The organism is Ancylothrix sp. D3o (assembly GCF_025370775.1).
Lineage (GTDB): Bacteria > Cyanobacteriota > Cyanobacteriia > Cyanobacteriales > Oscillatoriaceae > Ancylothrix.
On record NZ_JAMXEX010000006.1, the window covers coordinates 22065 to 47013 of the forward strand.

27 protein-coding genes and 1 pseudogene are annotated in these 24949 nt (G+C 44.8%); 24 read left to right on the forward strand and 4 right to left on the reverse strand.

Annotated features, from left to right (window positions below):
- Positions 1 to 10: 10 nt before the first annotated feature.
- From NG798_RS12980 to NG798_RS12990, 3 genes are all read left to right on the forward strand, one after another.
- A complete protein-coding gene (locus NG798_RS12980) occupies positions 11 to 1369 on the forward strand; it encodes an O-antigen ligase (protein ID WP_261223316.1) in 1359 nt (452 codons plus the stop codon).
- Between the two features lie 83 nt (positions 1370 to 1452).
- Positions 1453 to 2007: a J domain-containing protein gene (locus tag NG798_RS12985; protein ID WP_261223318.1), complete on the forward strand. Its 555-nt coding sequence runs from the start codon at positions 1453 to 1455 to the stop codon at positions 2005 to 2007.
- 58 nt (positions 2008 to 2065) lie between these two features.
- Positions 2066 to 2338: a DUF3143 domain-containing protein gene (locus NG798_RS12990; RefSeq protein WP_261223320.1), complete on the forward strand. Its 273-nt coding sequence runs from the start codon at positions 2066 to 2068 to the stop codon at positions 2336 to 2338.
- 115 nt (positions 2339 to 2453) lie between these two features.
- Here NG798_RS12990 and NG798_RS12995 read toward each other — a convergent pair whose 3' ends face one another.
- From NG798_RS12995 to lysA, 3 genes are all read right to left on the reverse strand, one after another.
- A complete protein-coding gene (locus tag NG798_RS12995; protein WP_261223328.1) occupies positions 2454 to 3203 on the reverse strand; it encodes an isoprenyl transferase in 750 nt (249 codons plus the stop codon).
- Positions 3200 to 4144 (reverse strand): diadenylate cyclase CdaA, encoded by a 945-nt coding sequence (cdaA, locus tag NG798_RS13000; RefSeq protein WP_261223330.1) that lies wholly within the window; start codon positions 4142 to 4144, stop codon positions 3200 to 3202. The genes NG798_RS12995 and cdaA overlap by 4 nt, the downstream gene beginning before the upstream one ends.
- A 140-nt stretch (positions 4145 to 4284) precedes the next feature.
- Positions 4285 to 5691, reverse strand: a complete 1407-nt coding sequence (gene lysA / locus NG798_RS13005) for a diaminopimelate decarboxylase (RefSeq protein WP_261223332.1) — start codon at positions 5689 to 5691, stop codon at positions 4285 to 4287.
- 65 nt (positions 5692 to 5756) lie between these two features.
- Here lysA and rimI point away from each other — a divergent pair, with 65 nt between their 5' ends.
- The 18 genes and pseudogenes from rimI to NG798_RS13095 all read left to right on the forward strand — a co-directional run bounded on the left by rimI (position 5757) and on the right by NG798_RS13095 (position 19855).
- Positions 5757 to 6329: a ribosomal protein S18-alanine N-acetyltransferase gene (gene rimI / locus NG798_RS13010; RefSeq protein WP_261223342.1), complete on the forward strand. Its 573-nt coding sequence runs from the start codon at positions 5757 to 5759 to the stop codon at positions 6327 to 6329.
- 80 nt (positions 6330 to 6409) lie between these two features.
- A complete protein-coding gene (locus tag NG798_RS13015; RefSeq protein ID WP_261223344.1) occupies positions 6410 to 8077 on the forward strand; it encodes a class I SAM-dependent DNA methyltransferase in 1668 nt (555 codons plus the stop codon).
- A gap of 243 nt (positions 8078 to 8320) precedes the next feature.
- Positions 8321 to 8386 (forward strand): annotated as a pseudogene (locus tag NG798_RS28165) (type II toxin-antitoxin system ParD family antitoxin); the annotation flags it as partial.
- 19 nt (positions 8387 to 8405) lie between these two features.
- A complete protein-coding gene (locus NG798_RS13025; RefSeq protein ID WP_261223348.1) occupies positions 8406 to 8645 on the forward strand; it encodes a hypothetical protein in 240 nt (79 codons plus the stop codon).
- The gene (locus tag NG798_RS13030) at positions 8642 to 9055 is read left to right on the forward strand and encodes a putative toxin-antitoxin system toxin component, PIN family (protein ID WP_261223351.1); all 414 of its coding nucleotides are present in this window, start codon (positions 8642 to 8644) and stop codon (positions 9053 to 9055) included. The genes NG798_RS13025 and NG798_RS13030 overlap by 4 nt, the downstream gene beginning before the upstream one ends.
- Positions 9056 to 9088: 33 nt before the next feature.
- Entirely contained in the window at positions 9089 to 9211 is a 123-nt protein-coding gene (locus NG798_RS13035; RefSeq protein WP_261223353.1) for a hypothetical protein, read from the forward strand.
- 45 nt (positions 9212 to 9256) lie between these two features.
- Positions 9257 to 9523 (forward strand): type II toxin-antitoxin system ParD family antitoxin, encoded by a 267-nt coding sequence (locus NG798_RS13040; RefSeq protein WP_261223369.1) that lies wholly within the window; start codon positions 9257 to 9259, stop codon positions 9521 to 9523.
- Positions 9520 to 9825, forward strand: a complete 306-nt coding sequence (locus NG798_RS13045; RefSeq protein ID WP_261223371.1) for a type II toxin-antitoxin system RelE/ParE family toxin — start codon at positions 9520 to 9522, stop codon at positions 9823 to 9825. The genes NG798_RS13040 and NG798_RS13045 overlap by 4 nt, the downstream gene beginning before the upstream one ends.
- 43 nt (positions 9826 to 9868) lie before the next feature.
- Entirely contained in the window at positions 9869 to 10006 is a 138-nt protein-coding gene (locus tag NG798_RS13050) for a hypothetical protein (RefSeq protein ID WP_261223373.1), read from the forward strand.
- A gap of 3 nt (positions 10007 to 10009) precedes the next feature.
- Entirely contained in the window at positions 10010 to 10327 is a 318-nt protein-coding gene (locus NG798_RS13055; RefSeq protein WP_261223375.1) for a nucleotidyltransferase family protein, read from the forward strand.
- Positions 10314 to 10658: a DUF86 domain-containing protein gene (locus NG798_RS13060; RefSeq protein ID WP_261223377.1), complete on the forward strand. Its 345-nt coding sequence runs from the start codon at positions 10314 to 10316 to the stop codon at positions 10656 to 10658. The genes NG798_RS13055 and NG798_RS13060 overlap by 14 nt, the downstream gene beginning before the upstream one ends.
- Positions 10659 to 10728: 70 nt before the next feature.
- Entirely contained in the window at positions 10729 to 11997 is a 1269-nt protein-coding gene (locus NG798_RS28005) for a restriction endonuclease subunit S (protein WP_261223392.1), read from the forward strand.
- Positions 11994 to 15152: a type I restriction endonuclease subunit R gene (locus NG798_RS13070; RefSeq protein WP_261223394.1), complete on the forward strand. Its 3159-nt coding sequence runs from the start codon at positions 11994 to 11996 to the stop codon at positions 15150 to 15152. Before NG798_RS28005 ends, NG798_RS13070 begins: the two co-directional genes overlap by 4 nt.
- A gap of 96 nt (positions 15153 to 15248) precedes the next feature.
- On the forward strand, positions 15249 to 15557 hold the full coding sequence (locus tag NG798_RS13075) for a hypothetical protein (RefSeq protein ID WP_261223396.1): 309 nt from the start codon (positions 15249 to 15251) through the stop codon (positions 15555 to 15557).
- A 12-nt stretch (positions 15558 to 15569) separates the two neighbouring features.
- Positions 15570 to 15953, forward strand: a complete 384-nt coding sequence (locus NG798_RS13080; RefSeq protein ID WP_261223397.1) for a hypothetical protein — start codon at positions 15570 to 15572, stop codon at positions 15951 to 15953.
- Positions 15954 to 16114: 161 nt separating this feature from the next.
- Entirely contained in the window at positions 16115 to 18592 is a 2478-nt protein-coding gene (locus NG798_RS13085; protein ID WP_261223399.1) for an ATP-dependent Clp protease ATP-binding subunit, read from the forward strand.
- A 244-nt stretch (positions 18593 to 18836) separates the two neighbouring features.
- Positions 18837 to 19415 (forward strand): signal peptidase I, encoded by a 579-nt coding sequence (lepB, locus tag NG798_RS13090; protein WP_261223401.1) that lies wholly within the window; start codon positions 18837 to 18839, stop codon positions 19413 to 19415.
- Positions 19416 to 19531: 116 nt separating this feature from the next.
- A complete protein-coding gene (locus tag NG798_RS13095; RefSeq protein ID WP_261223922.1) occupies positions 19532 to 19855 on the forward strand; it encodes a DUF1825 family protein in 324 nt (107 codons plus the stop codon).
- Between the two features lie 119 nt (positions 19856 to 19974).
- Here NG798_RS13095 and NG798_RS13100 read toward each other — a convergent pair whose 3' ends face one another.
- Positions 19975 to 21885, reverse strand: a complete 1911-nt coding sequence (locus NG798_RS13100) for a transglycosylase domain-containing protein (RefSeq protein WP_261223403.1) — start codon at positions 21883 to 21885, stop codon at positions 19975 to 19977.
- 349 nt (positions 21886 to 22234) lie between these two features.
- On the opposite strand from NG798_RS13100, the gene tyrS reads away from it, so the two are divergent.
- From tyrS to NG798_RS13115, 3 genes are all read left to right on the forward strand, one after another.
- Positions 22235 to 23479 (forward strand): tyrosine--tRNA ligase, encoded by a 1245-nt coding sequence (gene tyrS, locus NG798_RS13105; protein WP_375338963.1) that lies wholly within the window; start codon positions 22235 to 22237, stop codon positions 23477 to 23479.
- 149 nt (positions 23480 to 23628) lie between these two features.
- Complete coding sequence (gene pyrF / locus NG798_RS13110; protein WP_261223405.1) at positions 23629 to 24348, forward strand: orotidine-5'-phosphate decarboxylase; 720 nt, start codon at positions 23629 to 23631, stop codon at positions 24346 to 24348.
- A 6-nt stretch (positions 24349 to 24354) separates the two neighbouring features.
- The gene (locus NG798_RS13115) at positions 24355 to 24927 is read left to right on the forward strand and encodes a hypothetical protein (protein WP_261223407.1); all 573 of its coding nucleotides are present in this window, start codon (positions 24355 to 24357) and stop codon (positions 24925 to 24927) included.
- Positions 24928 to 24949: the final 22 nt, after the last annotated feature.

Here is a 24949-nt window from a genome sequence, read left to right on the forward strand (position 1 = left end):
ATTTGAAGGAATGAATAAAACGTTTAATTTGTCAAGTCTAAAATCTCCTTGGAACTGCGCCCAAATCGGTCTATCTCTATGGCCTTTTAGTCCGCTTTTGGGTGCGGTTTTTGTTGTTTTGGCTGTGTTGAAAAGTTGGCGACAAAATTTTAAAGAGATTTGTCGGATTCCTGTTTATCGAGGGTTTGCTATTCTGGCCGGTTGGTTAATTTTTATTTGTTTCTTTGCAGATAACCAGACGCTATCTTTTCTGGGTTTTTTTAATTTTTTTCCATTTTTTCTTGTATTTGCAGGCTTGAGTTTGTTGATCAGAACAACAAAACAATTGCGGCGTATTGCTTGGATTTTGGTGATCGGTTCTGTGCCGGTTGTTTTGATTGGTTTGGGGCAGCTATTTTTAGGTTTGAAAGGGCCGATAATTTTTTTATGGGCTGTAATTAATTGGGTTTTGGCGGCTGGAGGTAATCCTGTAGGTCGGATGTCTTCTGTGTTTGACTATGCGAATGTTTTGGCTAATTATTTGGTGATTACATTTGTTTTTTCCCTGGGCCTGTGGTTAGAAAATTCTCCAGCTTTAAAAGGTATATTTAACCGAAATTTTAATTTCAAGGATGAGCATGGTAAGCAGAAAGTTGGGAAAGTTGCCTTTCTAACAAGTGCGGTTTTGTTAAATGCAATTGGATTAATTTTAACAAATTCTCGTAATGCTTGGGGTTTGGCAGGAATTGCGGTGTGTGTGTTTGCTTTTTATGCCGGTTGGCGATGGTTGGTGGCGGCGGTTTTTGGGGGAGTCGGGGCTGTTTTTGTCTCGGCTTTTGGCCCTGATCCTTTTCGCCAAGGTTTGCGGTTAATTGTGCCTAAATATGTTTGGGCAAGGTTAACGGATGAGTTGTTTGTAAGACCGGCACCAACTTTAAGAGTTACGCAGTGGAATTTTGCCTGGAAGGGTGCCCTATCGCGGCCTTTTACTGGTTGGGGTTTAAATAATTTTCCGGGGCATTATTATCAAGAATTTGCGGCTGCATATCAAGGCCAAGCTTTGGAATGGCCGCAACATCCCCACAATTTATTTTTGATGTTGAGTTATGAAACCGGCTTGCCAGGAATGTTATTATTTTGTGGTTTAATAGGTTGGATTTTGGCTCAGGGAGTTGTGTTATTTATGGGTCGCTATTCTTTTAAGTTGGCGGCTGATAAATTGATATTTTTTACTTATTTAGTGGCGTTTTTTGCTACTACAATTTTTCATTTGGTTGATGTGACGTTATTTGATTTGCGGGTTAATCTTTTGGGGTGGTTTTTGTTGGCGGGTATTTTTGGGGTGGTGGAGTCTAAAGGTGGTAGTGGGGATGATAGCACTTTAGCCTGACTATGAAGCTTCTCTAGTGCAAAGCAAAGCGAAGCTCGTTAAAATAGTCACACAACAAACCACACTAAGCACGGTAAGCTTCAGTGACACAAAATAGAGGCACCGCAAAAACCCAATACCAAAAACTGCTCGAACACAGCCAGCAAAACAGCTACTACAGCCTGCTAGGGTTGCATCCGTCCGCCTCCTCCATCGAGATCCGGCGAGCCTATTGGGAACTCAGCAAACGCTACCATCCAGACACAACCGAGCTACCAGCCGAAACCGCCAAAGAAAATTTCCAAAAAATCAACGAAGCCTACGCCACCCTAAGCAACCCAGAGCGGCGGATGGTTTACGATGAAAAAATCCGCTATTCTCGCATAGCCGTTTCTGCGCCTTCGCAGCTACACCAACCACAAAACAAACACTACCAATCAAACTCTGCTTACCTAGACCCCACCGACCGGCCCCTGTCTGCCGGTGAAATCTTCGCCTTATTTCTATTGTGCCTAACCTTTATCGGCTGCTTATTCCTAGCCATCATTGTTGGGCTCACACGAGGGGACACTCTCCCAGCCTCAGCCAGCCTCAACCCACCGGCCCAAATCATTTTTCAAAATCCGCAGAAAAGTCAATTGCATAGCACATTTCTTTAAAAAAGTCAACCATAAAAAGCAAAACTTTAACTAATTTTTGTAAACCATGCCAAACTCCATGACCACCCCACCCGCAGAAACGCCGTTATACAACCACCCCTTACCCGAAATCGAAAAATGGCTGAGTAACCTAGGCTGCCAACAAGACCGCACAGAACTGCATTGCTGGCGAGTTGAACGTCCTTTGTGGCAAGCTGAAATCATACTCGACATCGACCAGTTAACCGTCCGCTACATCAAGGCCGGTGCTGATGGTTCAGACATCGTGCGAGCCTTCAAATATTCCCTCAGCCGTAGAGACGTAGAACAAGCCGTTTTTTCTGGGCCGTAGGGAGTTCGGGCAGACGGGCCGAGTGACAGTACCGGCCCCCCAGTGGCGCAGGAGTCCCGCCTGCGATGTGGCGCATCTGTAAGAGATGCAATTGCCGGCCCCCACCCATCGCCAATTAAACCTTACCAAACCGGCGTTGACGCTGCTGGTAATCTCTTAAGGCAACGTGGAAAGCCTGCCGGTCAAAATCTGGCCACATTGTCTCTGTAATATAAATTTCCGCATAAGCGACCTGCCACAACAAAAAATTACTAATCCGCATTTCTCCAGACGTGCGAATCAGTAAATCTGGGTCACAAATGCCCGCCGTATATAAATGCTTTTCAAACAACCCCTCATCAATTTGATCTGGCTGTAACTTCCCATCCTGTACCATCGCAGCAATTGACCGGCACGCCTGTAAAATTTCTTGCCGACCTCCATAATTTGTTGCAACGCTAAACTGAATGCCGCTATTATTTTGCGTAGCCTCCACCGAGCGGTCAATCTCAGCCCTTAACGTTTTTGGCAGCGAGTCCAAATTGCCGACAAACTTAATTTTGACATCCTCCTCCATCATTTCCCGTAACTCTTGACGCAAGACCCGCTCAAACAAAGTCATCAAAAAATCGACCTCTTCCAAAGGCCGGCCCCAATTTTCCGTAGAAAAAGCATAAGCCGTCAGCGCTTCAATACCCCAATCCCGACAACAGCGCAACAAATCTTTAAGCGCATCCACCCCGCGCCGGTGGCCCACAATCCGGGGCAACCCTTGACGCTTGGCCCACCGGCCATTACCATCCATAATAACGGCAACGTGCTTAGGTAGCCGTTCCCGGTCAAGGTCAGCAGGTAAATCTTTTAAAATACTGGGCTTTGTAGTCATTTTTTATCACCAGAAGCCGACGATGGAAGACGCAGTAAACGCGAAACAAGTGCCAGAAGCCGGGAACCTAAACGTCCCAACAAGCGTAAATTAGGGGCCACAGCCTCGCGGTCAACAGATTGAGAAAAGCGAGCCTCCAGCAGTTCCTTAAGTTTACTGCTCGTCAGAGGCCGGTTTAAACCACCTCTTTCCGCAAGGGAAATTGAGCCGGTTTCTTCAGATACAACCACACAAATACAATTTTCGACTTTTTCCGTAATTCCCATCGCCGCACGGTGGCGAGTTCCCAACTGGCGCGACGCAGTGCGATCAGACAAAGGCAGAATTACCCCCGCCGCCAAAATCCGCGAGCCGCGAATCAAAACCGCTCCATCATGTAATAAAGTTGAAGTTTGAAAAATAGTTTGCAACAATTCCTTAGAAACTTCCGCATTTAATCGTACACCGGGCACCGAAAAATCGCGCTCATCAATCGGCAAACCGGTTTCCAAAATCAATAAAGCGCCGGTGCGGTTTTGGGACAACTCCTTGATCGCATCGACAATCTCATCAACCACTGTATCCGCCTTGGGTACAGCAGTGCGGGCCGGTTGAAAAAGCGCCCCTAACTCCCCGCGTCCCAACTGTTCCAAAAACCGGCGAAACTCTGACTGCAAAATCACAGCCATCGCCACCGCCGAACCAACCACCAACTTTTCGAGGACAAAACTTAAAAGCCGCAACTCCAAAGAACTAGATATCGCCGTAGCCAACATCAAAAAAATCAATCCCCGAACCATCCACAGCGTCCGCCTCTCGCCAATAATCACCAGCACCATATAAGTCAAAGCCAAAACTAGCCCAATATCAATAGGGCTTTTTAGCCACTGCGTCCAAATATCTATAAACTGACGCACTGCGATTTGAGTCCAGTTAAGGTCGTAATTGGGACTCAATTTCATTTGTCATTTGTCCCTAGTCCATTGTCATTTGGTGTCATGTCATTTGTCCATAGTCATTTATTGTCATGTCATTAGTCATTTGTCATTGCAAAAAAAATGGCATTTATACAAAGGACTAATGACAAAGGACTAACGACAGATTAAACGTGCGGGTGCAGCAAGCGGCCAGGCAAACGATCATGGCGCAACAAATCTACATAATTTTCGCGTTGCAAAATAATGTTTGCTTCGCCATTCTTCACCACCACCCCAGCCGGTCGGGGTAAACGATTGTAATTTGATGCCATGCTGTAGTTATAAGCACCGGTCGCCATTACCACTAAAATATCCCCAGGCTGAGAATTCGGCAATTTTGCACTCTTAATCAAAATATCGCCAGACTCGCAGTGTTTGCCAGCCACCGTCACCGTTTCGGTAAGCGGATCTTTCATCCGATTTGCCACCACAGCCCGGTACACTGACTGATAAGTGATAGGACGGGGATTATCAGACATTCCACCATCAACGGCTAAATAAGTGCGAATTTCTGGGATAACTTTTTGAGAGCCTATGGTGTAAGCCGTCACGCAAGCAGAGCCAATCAAAGACCGGCCAGGCTCACTCAACAATCGGGGCAAAGGGACATCCTGAGCCTTACAAGCTTCTGTCATCGCCTCACAGATGACTTTTACCCAAGCATCAATACTTGGTGGATCATCAGACTCGGTGTAGCGAATACCCAAACCACCACCGACGTTTAACTGTTCCACCGGCAACCCATAAGATAACGCCAGTTTATACCAACCTACCAAAACACCGGCCAAATCGCGGTGAGGTTCGAGTTCAAAAATTTGTGAGCCGATGTGGGCGTGTAAACCGACACAATCAACGTTAGACTGCTGACGGAGATAATCAAAAACCTGCTCAACTTGATCAGGATCAAAACCAAACTTGCTGTCGAGGTGGCCGGTGCGGATATATTCGTGAGTGTGACACTCGATCCCCGGCGTGAAGCGTAACATGATGCGAACCGGCTGAGGTTTTGCCTTAGAAATAGCCGCAACAGTAGACATTTCCAGCCAATTATCAACCATGATGGTGCAGCCGTTATCGACAGCAAAGCGCAACTCTTCCAAAGATTTATTATTCCCGTGAAAATAAAGCTTATCACCAGGCACACCGGCTTGTAGTGCGGTATAGAGTTCGCCACCAGACACTACATCAATGCCTAAACCTTCAGAGCCGGCAATGGCACAAACGGCTAAACAACTCCATGCTTTTGAAGCATACAACACGAGAGAGTCGCCGGCCCAATAACGCCTAAAGGCTTCTCGATATTGACGAGCAGCAGCGCGTACCGAGTCTTCATCTAAGATATAAAGTGGAGAACCAAAACGCGCCACCAGATCCGCCACATCACAACCTCCGATTTCGAGGTGTTCTTTGTGGTTCACCTTAGCCGTGAGGGGTAAGAGATATTGATTAGGAGAGCGTTCTGCCCCGTCATTCGTTGCAGGTAAATACTGACACCCAGAATTTTGAGGGTTGGCAATGGTTGTGGATGACATGGTTAAGAGATAATTTTTATTCGGTAAAGTGATGCTCAAAAAGCATCTTATTCTTTAGTGTACAATTGGCTGCTATTTCCTTGATAGAACTAAAACCCCTCACCGCAGAAAATTTGCCGGCTATTTTGGAGTTGGATCGCCTGTGTTTTGGCGGTTTATGGACATCCGAAGGCTACAAGCGAGAGTTAGATAGTGACTGTAGCGACTTACTAGGTTTATTTTTATCGTCTGTTGAAGGTGTGCGCCCTTGCCCGCCCCCCCGTCTGATCGGCATTGGTTGTCTGTGGGCAATTTTGGAAGAAGCACATATTACGATTTTGGCTATTGACCCAGAGTATCGCAATTGTGGGTTAGGGCAAGCGATGCTGGTGGGTTTGATGACATCTGCGTTGGGGCGGAAGTTGGAGAGGGCGACGCTGGAGGTTAGGGTTTCTAATGTAGCGGCGATTTCTTTGTATGAGAAATATGGGTTTAAAAAAGCGGGGTGTCGCAAGGGATATTATCAGGATACGGGTGAGGATGGGTTGATTTTATGGCGGGGTGGGTTGCATCATCGGGAGTTTCCAGAAATTTTGCGGGGATGGCAAGAAGAAGTTAATGAAAGGTTGGGTAAAAATGGCTGGTTTTTGGAGTTTTAAATATTAGGGAAAACTCGGCTTTTTCTCCGAAATTCGGTTTTATAAGAGAGATAAACAAAGAAAGCCTATTTCTAAAAAACTTGTTTACTTTAGGTGAAGAAAAAGCTATAATTATTCCAGCAATAAAGCGAAAACTTTGGAATAAATATAATTACTTACTTATGCCGGCCAACTACACCGAAATTGAAAAACGCCTTTGGGAAGCAGCCGACGAACTGCGGGCCAACTCTAAACTAAAACCTTCTGAATATTCTGTGCCGGTGTTGGGCTTGATTTTTCTGCTTTATGCTGATTATAAATTTACTTTGGTAGAGCAAGAATTGGCGGGAAAAAGTAGCCGTCGGCGCAGTGTTGGTAAAGAAGATTATCAGGCGAAAGGGGCTTTATTTTTACCCGAATCTGCCCGTTTTGATTCTTTGCTGAATCTTCCTGAAGCTGAGGATATTGGCGGGGCAATTAATGCGGCAATGAAAGTTATTTCCGACGAAAATGAGGAATTGGCCGGTGCTTTACCGCGAGATTACAACCGGCTAGAAAAACCGATTTTGCGGGAATTGCTGAAAATCTTAAACCGAATTCCTAGGGATAAAATTACAGAAGATGCTTTTGGAGAAATTTATCAGTATTTTCTGGGAAATTTTGCTCAGAAAGAAGGGCAAAAAGGCGGGGAGTTTTTTACTCCAATTTCGCTGGTAAAGCTGATTGTGGAGGTGATAGAGCCGAATAACGGGCGAATTTTAGATCCGGCTTGTGGGGCCGGTGGAATGCTGGTACAGAGTGCTATTCGGGTTAGAAATAAGTTAGGATTTGACCCGAATCAATTAATTAGTGTTTACGGGCAGGAAAAGGTAGATGGAACTGTAAAACTCTGTCAGATGAATTTGGCAGTGCACGGAGTTTCTGGTTTACGAAATATCCGCGAAGGTAATACTTATTATCAAGATATCCACGACAGCATCGGTAAGTTTGATTTTGTGATGGCGAATCCGCCGTTTAATGTTAATGGGGTGGATAGAGATAAGATTAAGGGCGATCCTCATTATCCTTTTGGCGCGCCGACTACTGATAATGCAAATTATCTCTGGATTCAGCTATTTTATACGGTTTTGAATGAAAACGGACGGGCGGGGTTTGTGATGGCAAACTCGGCGTCGGATGCGCGGGGTTCGGAGTTGGAAATTCGCCGCCAGTTGATAGAAACGGGGGCGGTGGATGTAATGATTGCTATCGGTTCTAATTTCTTTTATACGGTGACTTTGCCTTGTACTTTGTGGTTTTTGGATAGGGGGAAAAGGAAAAGACATTCCAGCGGAACGTCTCTACGAGATGGCGAGGATAAGGTATTGTTTATTGATGCGCGGCATATTTACCGGCAGGTGGATAGAGCACATCGGGAATTTAGCGATGCACAGGTAGAATTTATTGCAAATATTGTGCGGTTGTACCGAGGGGAAAACGCAGAATTGACGGTTGGTGGTTCGGAAATGCTGACTCAGGCTTTCCCAGATAAGGTTTATAGGGATGTGGCGGGGTTGTGTAAAATAGCTACATTGGCTGAGATTGAGGCGCAGGGTTGGAGTCTCAATCCTGGGCGTTATGTGGGGGTGGCGGAACGTCAGGAGGCGGAGGATTTTGATTTTGCTGAATCTTTGGAAGAGTTGAATGAGGAGTTGGAAATTTTGAATGCTGAGGCGCGGGGGTTGGAGGAAACAATTGCTGAGAATGTGGCGCAAATTTTGAATCTTTGAGGTATGATTACAATTAATTTAAATATTTTTGGAGACCCTTAGACAATGAATATAACCTTAACAACCGAACAAGAAAGATATGTTAAATCGCAACTAGAAGGGGGGAAATATAACAGTATTGAGCAGTTAATTAGTGAAGCATTGCAATTGCTAGAGGCGCAAAATCGCGCCTCCGAACAGAAGCGTTTAGAAGAACTAAGGCTAAAAATTGCTAGTGGTACTGAGCAAATCGCGAGAGGACAAGTGACTGATGGTGAGGTAGTTTTTGCCCGCTTGCAGGAGAAAATTAGCTCTTATTCTGAGTCGCAAAATACAGGAGAAAATATCTATGTTTGCTTATAAAAAATATGTGACGATTGAAGATCCCTCAAAGGTAGTTTTATCTGATTTACCTTTTAAGGTTGGACAACGAGTTGAGGTAATTATTTTGGTTGAAAATGACCAAAAAGCAGCTTTAACAGAGAATTTACGAGAGTTATTGAAGGAGACGCAAGCTTTACACGCAAATAATCCCATGACTGAAGAGGAGATAGCCGCAGAAATTGAGGCTTATCGAAAGGGACTATGAGAATAGTTATTGATACTAATGTTTTAGTTTCTGCTGCGGTGATTGGGAGAAACCCAGAAGCAGTTATTTTGTTTGTTGTAGAAAGTCCTGATTGTGAATGGGTGGTCTCAGCAGAAATTCTCAAAGAATATAAGGAGGTTTTAAGTCGTAGTCGGTTAAGGTTAACGGAATCGCAACAACAGAGATGGTTTAACATTCTCGATAGTGCTACAATTATGATAGAAGTAAATGTTGAAATTGATTTTCCCAGAGATCGCAAAGATGCCAAATTTATCGCTTGTGCTATTGCTGGAGAAGTTGATTTTTTAATTACAGGCGATCACGATTTTACGGAAGCTGAAAATTTGACAAGTACAACTATTATTTCTGTGTCTCTTTTTAAGAAGTTGGTGGACAATTTAAGAGAATAAAACTAACTAAAAAAGAGCCGGCTTTTAGAGAAAATGCTAGAGGGAAGGGATTTTAATTTTGCGGAACGGTTGGAGGAGTTGGAAATTTTGAATGTTGAGGCGAGGGAATTAGAAGAAAGGATTGCTGAGAATGTGGCGCAATTATTGAATCTTTGATGCGTTTGTACAATTAAATTAATAAATTTAGGAGTGTTTAAGAGGATGGATATCACGTTTAAATCCGAAGAAGAACAGTTGATTCAAGAAAAGCTCAAAAGTGGTAAGTATGCAACGGCTTATGAAGTAATTGTTGAGGCGTTACGGCTACTTGAAGAACGAGATAAGCAGTATGAAAAATGGGTGGAAGAAACCAGGGAAAAAGTAGCAGTTGGTATTGCACAGCTTGATAGGGGAGAAGGTATTGATGGGGAAGTTGTGATTTCCAGATTGCGGGAAAAACTGAAAAAAGCCGGTGAGAATCAAGGATGAGTTTTTATATTATTTCTCCAGAAGCGAGTCAGGATTTAGATGAGATTTCTGATTATTTCTTGAGTCGGAGTCTAAAGGCTGGCGAACGGTTTGTGAGTGGGTTTGAGCAGAAATGCAAAAATTTGGTAAAATTTCCCAATATCGGGCGTTCCTATGCTGACATTGAGCCGTCGTTACGGGGTGTTCCTCTTGAGGGTTACATTATTCTTTATCGGGTGATTGGGGATGGAGTAGAAATTGTGCGGGTAGTAAGTGGATATCGGGACTTAGAATCGCTGTTTTCTGACTCGGATGAGGAATAAAACAGAGGTGATATGATGAATTCACTTAGCGTTTTTAAAGCAAATGTCAGAGGCGGAGGATTTTGATTTTGCTGAACGGTTGGAGGAGTTGAATGAGGAATTGGAGATTTTAAATGCGGAGGCGAGGGAATTAGAAGAAACAATTGCTGAGAATGTGATGATGTTATTGGAGGGTGAATAAGGAATGAGTAAAACTAAACAATTACAAATCGCAATTCCCAAGGAAGAAATAGCCCAATTTTGCCGGCGTCACTATATCCGCAAATTGTCATTATTTGGTTCGGTGTTAAGGGATGATTTTACAGCGGAGAGCGATATTGATTTTTTAGTGGAGTTTGAGGCGGGTAAAACTCCGGGTTATTTTAAGATAGTGAGTATGGAAATGGAACTTTCCGAGCTACTAGAGGGGAGAAAGATTGATTTAAGGACTCCTAATGAGTTAAGTGTTTATTTTCGAGATAGAGTAATGGCAGAGGCGGTGGTGCAGTATGACAGCAATTGATGATTTAACTCGATTGCACCATATGCAGGATGCAGCAAGGGAGGCTCTTGGTTTTATGTCTGGAAAGACTAGAGAAAATTTATCTAGCGATAGGATGTTGGTGTTGGCAGTTGTTAAAGATTTAGAAATTATTGGTGAAGCGGCGGGGAGAATTTCCGCCGAATGTAGGGCGAGACATCCTGGGATTCCTTGGGCGGTTATGGTTGGGATGCGAAATCGGTTAACTCATGCTTATTTTTCAATCGATTTAGATATTGTTTGGGATACGGTGACTAATAATTTAGCGCCACTGGTTGAGCAATTGGAAAGGGTAATTCAGAAGGAAAGTTAATTAGGTATGATGCGAGGGTTGGAAGAACAGATTGCTGAGAATGTGATGATGTTGTTGGAGGGAAAAAACTGTGAATAAAAATCTCAAGCCTGGCTGGAGTTATAAAAAGCTTGATGAGCTAGGATTCGTGGGGAGAGGAAAATCTAAACACCGCCCTAGGAATGACCCATCTTTATATGGTGGTAAATATCCTTTTATCCAGACAGGCGAAGTTAAATCGGCTGATTTATATATTTCTAAATATAGCCAAACTTACAATAATAAAGGCTTGGCTCAAAGTAAGCTATGGGAACCTGGAACGCTTCTTATTACGATAGCTGCTAATATTGCCGATACTGCTATTTTAAAAATTACAGCTTGTTTCCCTGACAGTATTGTGGGTTTTGTTGCTGACCCTGACAAAGCAGATGTGCATTTTATTAAATACTATATCGATACAATCAAACTGCATATGCAGAATATTTCTAGGGGTACGACACAGGATAATCTTAGCATTGAAAAAATACAAAGTTTTGATTTTTTAATTCCCCCTCTCCCAACCCAGCGTAAAATTGCTGCGATTCTCTCAGCTTATGATGACCTAATTGAGAATAACACGCGGCGGATTGAGATATTAGAAGAGATGGCGCGATCACTCTACCGCGAGTGGTTCGTCAAATTCCGCTTCCCTGGACACGAACAGGTGCGAATGGTAGATTCAGAATTGGGGCCGGTGCCTGAAGGTTGGGAGGTGAAAAAGCTCGCAGCATTAGTAGAGACACAGTATGGATATACTGAATCCGCTAGTAAAAATAAAGTTGGGCCTAAGTATGTCCGAGGGATGGATATTAACAAAACATCCTATATTCAGTGGGATTCAGTACCTTATTGTCCTATCAATGATACTGACTATGCTAAGTATCGGTTAAAAGCTGGCGACGTGTTGGTAATTCGTATGGCTGATCCAGGAAAAGTAGGGATTGTAGAAAACCAAATAGATGCTGTTTTTGCTTCTTATCTGATTCGACTCAAAATCACATCGTCTAAACTATCGCCTTATTTACTTTTCTATTTTCTCTTATCAGAATGTTACCAGAATTATGTAACAGGAGCCTGTACAGGAACAACGAGAAAGAGTGCAAGTGCAGGTGTGCTTACGGATATTAACCTAGTTATTCCTATTGATGATATACGTCAAAAATTTGAGGAACAGATTTCTGTAATTAGGAGAATGCTTAATAAGCTTTTAGAAAAAAACGCCAACCTCCGCAAAACCCGCGACTTACTCTTACCCAGACTGATATCAGGCGAAATCGACGTAGAAAACCTCGACATCAAAACCGGAGAAATAGCCGCATGACTTCACCCCACCCCGACTCAGAAACAGCATTAGAACTGCAAACCATCAGCCTATTTGAAAAACTCGGCTACACCACAGCCAACTGCTACAACGAATGGGTTAACGGCCCCAGCAAATTAGGCCGAGAAACCAGAAAAGATGTAATCCTAATTTCCAGACTACAACCGGCCCTAGAAAAACTCAACCCCCACCTCCCCAAATCAGCAATAAACCTCGCCATCGAACAACTGATCAGCGACAGAAGCGCCCTCAGCCTCGCTAATGCCAACCGCGAAATTTATGATCTCCTCAAAGACAGAATAACAGTCACCTATCGCAACGATGCCGGCGAAGAAATCACTGAAAAAGTCACCGTCATCGACTGGAAAAACCCCAGCAACAATGACTTTTTCCTCGCCTCCCAATTTAAGATCAGCGGCGAAATGAACCCCCGCCGCCCTGATTTAATTGCCTTTGTAAACGGCATTCCCCTAGTTTTTATTGAACTCAAAGCCTCCAGAGAACGAGTCGAAATCGCCTATCAAAATAACTTCTGCGACTACATACAAGAAATCCCTCAACTTTTCTGGTACAACAGCCTCGTTATCCTCTCCAACGGTAGCATCAGCAAAATAGGCAGTATCACCTCCACTTGGGAATATTTCTCAGAGTGGAAACAAATTAACAACCAAGGAGAAACCGGCATTATTTCCCTGGAAACAATCATTCTAGGTACTTGCGAAAAAACCAAACTTTTAGATATCATCGAAAACTTTATTTTATTTAGCGAAGAACAAGGCGGCTTAATCAAACTAATTGCCAAAAATCATCAATATTTCGGCGTAAATAGCGCCATAGAAGCTGTCGAAAACCTCCAACAAAACCAAGGAAAACTAGGGGTATTCTGGCACACCCAAGGCAGCGGCAAAAGCTTTTCAATGCAGTTCTTTTCGCAAAAAGTCCACCGCACAATCCCCGGTAACTGGACATTTCTGATTATCACCGACCGCGACGATTTAGACACCCAAATTTATAAAAACTTTGCCAAAACCGGCGCCGTCACCGAACCCGAAAAAAATGTCAGGGCAAACAGTGGCGAACACCTCAAACAACTCTTGACAGAAGACCACCGTTATGTATTCACATTAATTCAAAAATTCCGTAATTTAAAAGGCGAAAAATACCCTGAACTTTCCGATAGAAATGATGTAATTGTGATAGCAGATGAGGCCCACCGTTCACAATATGATATCTTTGCCGCTAACATGAGAATTGCATTACCAAATGCCGGTTTTATTGGCTTCACCGGCACACCTTTATTAGCAGGAGAAGAAGCCACCAGACGAGAATTTGGCGATTATATCAGCATCTACAACTTCCGCCAATCCATCGAAGACGGCGCAACCGTTCCCCTTTTCTACGAAAACCGCATCCCGCAACTAGAACTTACCAACAGTTTCCTAAACGAAGAAATTGCAGAAATTATCGAATCCGCTGATTTAGATGAAGCCCAACAAAATAAATTAGAAAGGGAATTTTCCCGCGAATATCACCTCATAGCGCGAGAGGAACGCTTAGAAGAAATTGCCAAAGATATTGTCAGCCACTTTTTAGGAAGAGGTTATCAGGGAAAAGCAATGGTTGTTTCTATCGACCGCTTCACCGCTGTTAAAATGTATGACAAAGTACAGCATTACTGGCAACAACATCTCAGCGAATTAAAACAGCAATTAACCACCGCAAATCAAACAGAAAAACTAAGCCCAAAAATTAAATATATGGAAGAAACCGACATGGCGGTAGTGATTTCTTCTTCTCAAAATGAAGTAGAAGCATTTAAGAAAAAAAATTTAGATATCAAACCTCACCGGCAACGCCTCGCCAAAGAAAAACCGGGAATAGATGTAAAATTTAAAGATGCTAATCACCCGCTGCGAATTGTCTTTGTCTGCGCGATGTGGATGACAGGATTTGATGCCCCTAGTTGTTCCACTATTTACCTAGATAAACCGATGCGAAACCACACCCTGATGCAAACAATCGCTAGGGCAAATCGCGTGTTTAAAAACAAAATAAACGGCTTAATTATAGATTATATTGGCGTATTCCGAGACTTACAAAAAGCCCTAGCAATTTATGGTTCAGCATCCGGTGGTGGTATTACTGAAGGCGACACGCCGGTGCAATCAAAAGCTGCCTTAGTCGAACAATTAAGAGAGAAAATCACCGAAACCCTACAATTTTGTAGCGAACGTGGCATCAATTTTGACGACATCCAAACCGCCAATCAAGCCTTTACCCGTACCCACTTATGGGATAAGGCGGTTGAGGCTATTTTGGTATCTGAGGAATCAAAGCAACGTTATTTAGAATTAACTCAAACTGTTAGCAAACTCAATAAAGGCATTCTTCCTGATCCGGCTGCCGGTGAGTTTAATCAAATTTTATTGAATTTTGCCGAAATTACCAGGCGAATCAAAAAACTCAATCCAGCGGTGGATATTTCCGAAGCAAAAGCAGCAATTGAGGAAATTTTGGATCAGTCGATTGGGGCTTTAGAGTATGTTATTCCTGAATCTAACCAAATTATTGATATCAGTAAGATGGATTTTGAAGCCCTCAAAGCCAAGTTTAAAACAGGCTACAAACGTACAGAAATTGAGAAGCTAAAAGGTGTAATTAACAAGAAGTTAACGCAAATGGTACGCCTTAATAAAGGCCGGTTGGATTATCTGGATAAATTCGAGCAAATGATAAATCAATATAATGCCGATTCTTGTAACGTCGAGGGATTTTTTGCAGATTTGGTAGAGTTTGCCAAAGAAATTAACCTTGAAGATAAACGGGCGCTATCAGAGAATTTAGAAGAGGAAGAATTGGCAACTTTTGATTTGCTTACTCAAGCAGATATTGTTTTAAGTGAGAAAAAAAAGCAGGAAGTTAAGAAGGTAGCCAAAGAATTATTAGACACCCTCAAACGAGAAAAATTAGTGCTAGATTGGCGTCGTCGGCAACAATCAAAGGCAGCAGTTAAAGTAACAATAGAGGATATTTTAGACCGGCTACCAGAAAGCTATTCCGCCGAAGAGTACCAGCGTAAATGTGAAGAAGTCTATCAGCACATTTATGAGTCTTATTCAGGCGCGGGGCAGAGTATTTATAATATAGTGGCTTAAACTAGAGTGCCGGTGATTGACGCTTTTTTAGAAAAAGGGAAATTTTATCGAAAAATGCTCATAAAATTAGCTTGCCATCTCAACAAAATAAAGTAAATGGAACCTCTACCCCCTACCTGGGAAGATATTCAGCCTGATATAATATATCAAACAACTAATGGACTGCAAGTATCTTTTAGTCAAGCCCAAATCCAACTGGCAGCCAAATATGACCAAAATAACAAACATTTAAAAGCCATTGAAAAAGGAATTGTATCGCCACGCGGTAGTATTGGTCTTGTTCCTTCTGAAGTAGAAAGCTACGACCTAAAATCAAAAGTGCTAGGAAAAGGAGGCGACCGTCGATTTCATGCCAAACTAACAGATGGAGTCTTACACTTTCCCGGTTTTACCAGCGAACATTAATCAGCAAAACCCATGAGACAGCTACAACTTAAAAATCACCCAATTTGGCAGGGATTAACAGAAGTATTGAAAAATTTAGATGCCAATTATCTACTAACAGAGCATCTGGAATTATGCAATTATAAAATTTGTGGTTACTGGGATGAGCAAGACGAATATTATGAAGAAATAACCCTACCCCGTTCCTTATCTGGGGAGTTAATCAGTAATTCCATCGGTGTCACCGGCCCGAAACGCTGGATTAAATTCAAATTTAGCCTAAAACATAATAGCCAAAATCTAGGCGAACTAACCCTTATCCATGATGAAAATATGGAATTAATAGATGAAAATTGGCAAATAAATATAAAAACGTTGAACCCCAAACCCCCGGAGGGAGTTTCGTTCGTTGTGTAGACACCCATTTTAATCGGCGCTTCTCTGACAACCCCAAGTCTCCCAACCCGATCCCCAAACAGCGTAAAACCCGATCCCCTATCTGTCTCCAGCATGACAGCCACACAAAATCCCTGTGCTAAAATCAGCCTACGGGCACGCAGCAGGTGATAGGAAACGCCATGTTTGAACGCTTTACAGAAAAAGCCATAAAAGTGATCATGCTGGCCCAGGAAGAAGCAAGACGCCTGGGACACAATTTTGTCGGCACAGAACAAATCCTCCTCGGTTTAATCGGAGAAGGAACAGGAGTCGCCGCAAAGGTACTAAAATCAATGGGCGTCAACCTCAAAGACGCCCGGATTGAAGTAGAAAAAATCATAGGTCGGGGTTCGGGTTTCGTTGCGGTTGAAATTCCTTTCACCCCAAGAGCAAAACGAGTTCTGGAACTCTCCCTCGAGGAAGCTCGCCAACTCGGACACAATTATATCGGAACAGAACACCTGCTCTTAGGTCTTATCCGCGAAGGAGAAGGCGTAGCAGCAAGAGTGTTAGAAAATCTCGGTGTAGACCTCTCAAAAGTCCGCACCCAAGTTATTAGAATGTTGGGCGAAACCGCAGAAGCCACCATTGGCGCACCGGCAGGACGCACCAAAACTCCCACCCTGGATGAGTTTGGCTCCAACCTAACCCAAATGGCCGCCGAAGGCAAACTAGACCCCGTAGTAGGACGCAGCAAAGAAATTGAACGAGTAATTCAAATTCTAGGCCGGCGTACCAAAAACAACCCCGTCTTGATCGGGGAACCCGGAGTCGGTAAAACCGCCATCGCCGAAGGTTTAGCCCAGCGCATCGCTAACAACGATGTCCCAGATATTCTCGAAGATAAGCGCGTTGTTACCCTCGATATTGGCTTACTCGTAGCCGGTACAAAATATCGCGGTGAATTTGAAGAACGCCTGAAAAAAATCATGGATGAAATCCGCAGCGCCGGCAATGTCATCCTAGTAATAGACGAAGTACATACCCTCATTGGGGCCGGTGCCGCCGAAGGTGCCATCGACGCCGCCAACATCCTCAAACCGGCCCTCGCACGCGGAGAACTCCAGTGCATCGGCGCCACCACCCTCGATGAATACCGCAAACACATCGAACGTGACGCAGCACTCGAACGCCGTTTCCAGCCGGTCATGGTCGGCGAACCCTCGGTTCCCGAAACCATCGAAATCTTGTTTGGCCTGCGGGAACGCTACGAACAACACCACAAACTGAAAATTTCCGACGCCGCCCTCGAAGCAGCCGCGAAACTTTCCGACCGCTACATCAGCGACCGCTTCCTCCCCGATAAAGCCATTGACCTTATCGATGAAGCCGGTTCTCGCGTTCGCTTGCTGACTTCCCAACTGCCCCCCGCAGCCAAGGAACTCGACAAAGAACTGCGCCAAGTCCTCAAAGAAAAAGATGATGCCGTTCGGGCTCAAGACTTCGACCGGGCCGGTGAATTGCGCGACCGGGAAATGGAAATCAAAGCAGAGATCCGTACCATCGCCCAAACCAAAAAAACCGAAACCCGCACAGGAGATGAAGTCTCCCCCGTTGTCACCGAAGAAGACATCGCCCATATTGTAGCAAGCTGGACAGGCGTGCCGGTGAATAAACTCACCGAGTCCGAGTCCGAAAAACTGCTGCACATGGAAGACACCCTGCATGATCGCCTGATTGGTCAGGAAGAAGCCGTCAAAGCCGTTTCTCGCGCCATCCGTCGCGCCAGAGTCGGCCTGAAAAACCCCAACCGGCCAATAGCAAGCTTTATCTTCTCTGGGCCCACCGGCGTCGGCAAAACCGAATTAACAAAAGCCTTAGCCGCTTATTTCTTCGGTTCCGAAGAAGCCATGATTCGGTTAGATATGTCCGAATACATGGAACGCCACACGGTGTCCAAGCTGATTGGTTCACCTCCTGGTTATGTCGGTTATAACGAAGGCGGTCAATTAACCGAAGCAGTCCGCCGCCGGCCCTACACCGTTGTGCTCTTTGATGAAATCGAAAAAGCACACCCGGATGTCTTCAATATGCTTTTGCAAATCCTTGAAGATGGCCGGTTAACTGATGCCAAAGGTCGCACAGTAGACTTCAAAAACACCCTACTGATTATGACCTCGAACACCGGTTCAAACGTCATTGAAAAAGGCGGTAGCAGCTTCGGATTTGAGTTTGCAGATAACCAAGCAGAAGCGCAATACAACCGCATCCGTTCCTTGGTAAACGAAGAACTCAAACGAGTCTTCAAACCAGAGTTCCTCAACCGTCTTGATGAAATAATCGTCTTCCGTCAATTGAACAAAGAAGAGGTCAAACAAATCGCAGAAATTATGCTGCGAGATGTCTTTAAACGCTTGACAGAAAAAGAAATTTCTCTGCAAGTAACCGACCGATTCAAAGAACGTTTAATTGAAGAAGGCTATAACCCCAGCTACGGTGCTCGTCCCCTGCGCCGCGCCATTATGCGTTTGCTAGAGGATGTTTTAGCCGAGGAAATACTTTCTGGTAAAGTCAAAGAAGGCGATACTGCGATTGTTGATGTTAATGAAGAAGGGCAAGTTAAAGTTTTGCCCGGAGATAAACAACGCGAGTTATTACCTCAAGCTGCCGAAAGTTAGTTGATTTGTAGTTAGAAGAAAGGCCGGTGGAGATGTTTGATTCTCTGCCGGTTTTTTTATTTTGAACCGCAGATGTTAGGCGTAGCCGCGCGTAGCGCTAGGCAGATGTACGCGGATAAATAGGATGGTTTATGGATTGGAAATTTGGGATTATGTCGCTAAATATATCTGCGTTTATCTGCTATAGGATGCGGTTAATATAAATCATGCAACAATAGACAAAGGACAAAATTAGGACAAGACAATGACTGTAGATGATAAAAATTTAGCACCGGCCCCTTTTTTCGTAAGAGTTTGGCAAAAGCAAAAAGAGAATATTCAAATTTTAGTAGTGGCGCTTTTATTGGCGTTTTTAATTCGTACTTTTGTGGCAGAACCGCGTTTTATTCCTTCTGAGTCGATGGTGCCAACTTTGTTAGTGGGGGATAGGTTAGTAGTTGAAAAAGTATCTTATCATTTCCGCCCACCGGCACCAGGCGAAATTGTTGTGTTTGCTCCGCCGATGGCTTTGCAACAAGAAGGGTATAGGAAGGAACAAGTATTTATTAAACGGATTATAGGGCGGGCCGGTCAAACAATAGAAGTTAAGCAGGGGAAAGTTTACCGGGATGGAAAAGCTTTAACGGAAGATTACATCGCCCAACCGCCTAATTATGAGATGTCACCGGCCACTGTTCCGTCTGGATCTTTGTTTGTGATGGGAGATAACCGTAACTATAGCAATGACTCGCATATCTGGGGATTTTTGCCAGAGGAAAATATTGTGGGGCGGGCGGTGTTTCGGTTTTGGCCGCTTGAGCGTTTTGGGCCGGTGCGCTTTTAGGGGTTTCCACACTGGAAAATTTTAGCCAAAAGTTGGTACTGCATTAAAATAGGTTTAGGTAAGACAGGCGATTGGCGACTTTTTACTTAGTTGTTGAGTATAAGGTAATCGGGGCAATGGGATTTTTTGATTCGGAAATCGTTCAGCAAGAAGCTAAACAGTTATTTGAGGACTATCAAGCCCTAATTAAGTTAGGCGGTAGTTATGGTAAGTTTGACCGCGAAGGCAAAAAGCTTTTCATTGACCAAATGGAGGCGATGATGGATCGCTATCGCATTTTTATGAAACGCTTTGAACTTTCAGAAGATTTTATGGCACAAATGACAGTGGAGCAATTGAAGACTCAGCTAGGTCAGTTTGGCATGACTCCTCAACAAATGTTTGAGCAAATGAATTTTACCCTCGAAAGAATGAAGGCAGAGTTAGAGAAGCAAGCGTGACGAACAAAAATTTAGAAACCGGGTATCTGATTATAAACTTTTGAATGAAATCAAAAAGCTCTTAGAAACCCGGTTTCTCAGCCACAAAAACCCGGTTTTTTAGCCATCCAAAATCCTCCTTATTGGGGAGGCTCAAAATCAGAAGCGGGACGGAAATACTCCACCGGCGTGCCTTGCAATGCCTGAACCATAAAATCACGCCAAACCGGCGCCACAAAACCCCCACCCGTTGCCCCCGCCGCCAGCGGCGTATAATCATCATTGCCTATCCACAACGCCACAGATAACTGGGGTACATAACCCACAAACCAGATATCGCGTTCCGCAGAAGTCGTACCTGTTTTACCGGCAGCCGGCCTGCCAATCGCCGCCGAAGTAGCCGTCCCTTGGTTAATAACCCCCTGTAAAGCACTATTCAGAGAAGCCGAAGCCCAAGGATCAAGCACCAAACGCGGTTTCGGCGTATTATCTAGCAAAACCTGCCCCGTACTGTCTGTTACCTGCACAATAAACGTAGGTTCCGAATGCCAGCCATTATTAGCAAACGTCGCAAAAGCACCCGCCATTTCCATCGGCGTTAAATCAACCGCACCCAACGGCAAAGAAATCACCGGCTGCATTGGACTCTTAATCCCCAAAGTGCGGCAAATTTCAATCACCTTATTTAAACCAATTTCCTGCCCCAACTTAACAGCAGGAATATTTAAAGACACAGCCAAAGCTTGCCGAATTGACACAGCCCCAGAAAACCCACCACCATAGTTTCTTGGAGAATAACCGAAATCTCCATCAGGATAAGTCACCGGCGTATCCATCACAATTGAATCCGGGCCATATTTCCCTGAAGCAAACGCCGCATAATAAACAAACGGTTTAAAAGCAGACCCCGGTTGCCGCTGCGCTTGTACAGCCCGGTTATATTGACTTTTCTCAAAATCAACCCCACCCACCATAGCCTTAACATAATGGGTACGAGGGTCAACGGCCACTAAAGCCATTTGGTCATTACCAATTTGATATTTCAGGCGTTCGTAGGCTTCCTTAACGGTTCTTTCAGCCAAGCGCTGCATTTTTGTATCAATGGTAGTTTGAATACGCATCCCACCTTTGAGCACCGCATCCCGTCCGAAACGTTTGCTCAATTCCTGTACGACTGCATTGGTGACATAAGGAATCTTACTACCCGGAAACGACGTAATTTTACCGATTTTCAGAGGTTGTTTTTTGGCAGCATCAGCCTCTTCTGGCGTAATCCACTTAAGCTCTTTCATCCGGTTAAGGACAATCGCCTGCCGCTGTTTAGCAGTTTTATAATCAACAAACGGACTAAACTCTTCTGGCGCTTGCACCAAACCGGCCATCATTGCCGATTCTGCTAAATTTAACTGCGAAGCTGACTTATTAAAATAACTCCGAGACGCCGTTTCCACTCCATACAAGTTATGTCCCCAGTAAACTTGGTTGAGATATAACTCTAAAATTTGCTCTTTGCCAAAAATTTGCTCTAAACGAATGGCCATAACCGCCTCAGCAGCTTTTCGGCTAACTTTTTGGGCGGGAGACAAAAACAAGTTTTTGACTAACTGCATCGTCAGCGTAGAACCACCCTCAACGGTTCGGCCACTTTCCATATTCGCCACCATAGCCCGCAAAACGCCGCCGGGGTTAATACCGTGATGGCTGTAAAAATGGCTGTCTTCAATAGCTAAAATGGCTCGCTTGAGGTCAGGAGAAATTTTATTAAGGGGGACGACTTCTCGATTTGCCTCATCGTGGATACTCGTGAGGAGTGCGCCGTTGATGTCATATATGTGGGTAGTTTCTGTGGGCACATAGTTACGCAATACACGCACATCCGGTAAGTTGCGGAAACTGATCGCCAAGCCCACCAGCCCACCGGCCACCACCGAACTTGCCAACATGGTAATGCCTAAAAGTGTGCCGGCTGTTACCTTGCTGACTCCTTGGACAAACCCAAAGATCGGGGCTGTGTTTTTAACTCGTTCTTGTCTAATTGTGTTTGTTGACACGGCTTTTATCACATCCTCAACGAAAAAAAAGGCTTAATGGCTTCGCCAACTATTACGATACGAAACAAGGGTCTGCGGGTGGATTCCTTAAAAATTTTAGTTTGAGTGTGGCATCACCGCCACCCAAAAAACGGCTAATCCGCTGACTTTTAGTATTTTCACCACCCCCGCTCTTAGCCATCAGGACAGAACAAAAGTCTACTTGATAGCAGTCTCAGAGCAATAGGAGAGTTTTTTGAGATCATATAGATATTTCTCCAATTTTTGCATATAGTAATCTGGCTGTGAAATTTTTTACCGTTTAGGGAGCGCTCCCCCAGGGTTTTATAGCAGTCTGTGTAATCAAATTATGGTTTCTCAAACTATGGTTTTAACAACAATGTCCGAGCAATCGGTAGATTTTTCTTGGCTGCGTCGGGGTGTCAGTGAAATTTTCCCCGACCGGCCCGACTCTAGCGATTCTGACGAAAATCTCATCCAAAGGTTACTGAAATCTGACCGGCCTCTGCGGGTGAAACTTGGAATTGACCCGACGGGTAGTGAGATCCATTTAGGTCACAGTATCCCGGTGCGGAAGTTGCGAGCGTTTCAAGATGCCGGTCATACTGCCGTGCTAATCATAGGTGATTTTACCGCTCGCATTGGTGATCCGACAGGAAAATCTGAAGTCCGCCGCCAATTGACGGTCGAACAAGTTGCACAAAATGCGGCGACTTATATTGAGCAAGTTAAGCCTATTTTAGATTTTGATACTCCGGGCCGGTTGGAAATTCGCTATAACTCGGAATGGTTATCAAATTTAGATTTATCTAAAATTTTAGAGTTATTGGGGACGATGACGGTAAGCCAAATGCTTGCCAAGGAAGGCTTTTCGGAACGTTACCAAAAAGAAAATCCGATTTTTTTACATGAATTTCTTTATCCGTTGATGCAGGGTTACGATTCGGTGGCGGTACAGGCGGATGTGGAACTTGGGGGAACTGACCAAAAGTTTAACATTGCGGTGGGACGAGATTTGCAGCGTCATTTTGGCTTAAAACCTCAGTTTGGCTTGCTGATGCCGATTTTAATAGGGACTGATGGTGAACAAAAAATGTCTAAGTCTTTAAATAATTATGTGGGTTTGCAAGAAAACCCGCTGAGTATGTATTCCAAGCTGGAAAAAACGCCGGATAAGTTGGTGGAGCAGTATTTTGAACTATTGACAAATTTGCTTCTTGATGCTATGCCAGAAAATCCTCGTGACCGGCAGAAACTTTTGGCGTTGGATGTGGTGAGTCAATATCACGGGAAGGAAGCGGCAGAACAAGCCCAGCAAGCGGCGCTGACTCTCATTCAAGGGGATGCGAAACAAGCGGATGCGGTGCCAGAATTTTCTTTAGGGCCGGTGGAGTTTCCAGCAAAATTATTTTATGTTTTAAATGTCAGTGGTTTATGTCCTAGCAGTAGTGATGCTCGCCGGCAAATTCAAGGCGGTGCGGTTCGTCTGGATGGTGAGAAAGTGGAGGATGTTAATTTAACTTTTGAGAGTGCGGGTGATTTGCAAGGAAAAGTGTTACAAGTTGGTAAGAAAAAGTTTGTGCGTTTAGTTTGATTGATGTGGATGGCCCTTAATCGCAATCGCCAAAGATATCGCGGGCAAGATGCCCGCGCCACTGGGGGGTAGATTCATCTGTGGAGCAGGGATACTGCCTGCTTTTATAGGATTCGATTAAATAATAATGAAAAAGACACCTAAAAAATATGCTATCTCCTGCTGACCGTATTATTGTTCCTCTTGATGTGCCTTCTGAGGCTGATGCTTTGGCTTTGGTTGATGCTTTGCCTGATGTGTCTTTTTGGAAGGTTGGGTTGGAGTTATTTGTTAGTTGTGGCCCTAGTATTTTATCTCAGTTAAAAGACCGGCAAAAGCAGGTTTTTTTGGATTTGAAGTTTCACGATATCCCGAATACGGTGGCGGGTGCTTGTCGGGCTGCGGGCCGGTATGGGGTAGACTTGCTAACGATTCACGCTACGGCGGGTAGGAAGGCTCTGGAGGCTGCTCAAATGGCGGTTGTTGAGGGGGCTACGTTGGCGGGGATGCAGCCGCCTAGGTTGATTGCTATTACGCTTTTGACGAGTCTGAGTTCGCGGGATTTGGCTTTTGATTTGAAGGTGCCGGTGGAGTTGCCTGAGTTTGCTTTGCAGATGGCTCTTTTGGCGTCTGAGTGTGGTTTGGCGGGGTCGGTTTGTTCTCCGCAGGAGGTTGCGGGTATTAAGCAAGTTTGTGGGGATGGGTTTTTGGTGGTTTGTCCGGGGGTGAGGCCGGTTTGGGCTGAGGCGGGCGACCAGAGCAGGGCGATGACTCCTGGGGAGGCGATTCGGGCTGGGGCTGATTTTTTGGTGGTTGGCCGGCCTATTACTGGGGCTGCGGTGCCGGGGGATGCTTTTAAGCGGGTTTGTGATGAGGTTGCAGGATTTTAACCGCAGATGAACGCAGATGAACGCAGATGGTTTTTGAGGGGGGGGTTATGTTTTTTGGGGGTTTTGGGGTTTTGGTTGGGTGTGCCGGTGGGTGCGGTTATGGCACAGGAAAGGGGGGAGGTTAGGCGGGTTTGTGGGGGGGATTTTGAGGGGTTGGTTGGGCTTTTGGTGCGGGATTTGCCGGGGTATGCTAATAGGGAGTTTCGGCGTTCTAAGGTTGCGGGGGATAGGTCGCGGCCTAGTTATGTGGTGATTGCTGGCCGGCCTGAGTTTGAGCCTTTGCCTTTGGGGGTTGGTCGTTCGGAGGGTGCGGTTTCTGGGGATGGGGTGAGGCAGGTTTTTGTTACGACTTTGGAGAGGGTTTATGTGGGGGGTGAGGTGGTGCAGTTACAGGGTTATCATTGGTTGTTTTTGACTGAGACTGCGGGGGGTTGGCGTTTGGTGATGATGTTTTCTCGGTTTGGGGGTTATCCGACGCGGGGTGCGGTTTCTCCGCCGCAGGATACGAGTAATGGGGCTATTGCTGGGGCTGTTCGGGCGTGGTTACGGGATTGTCGGGCCGGTTCTGTTCGGGGGTGATGGAATTTAGGCCGGCCTCTTT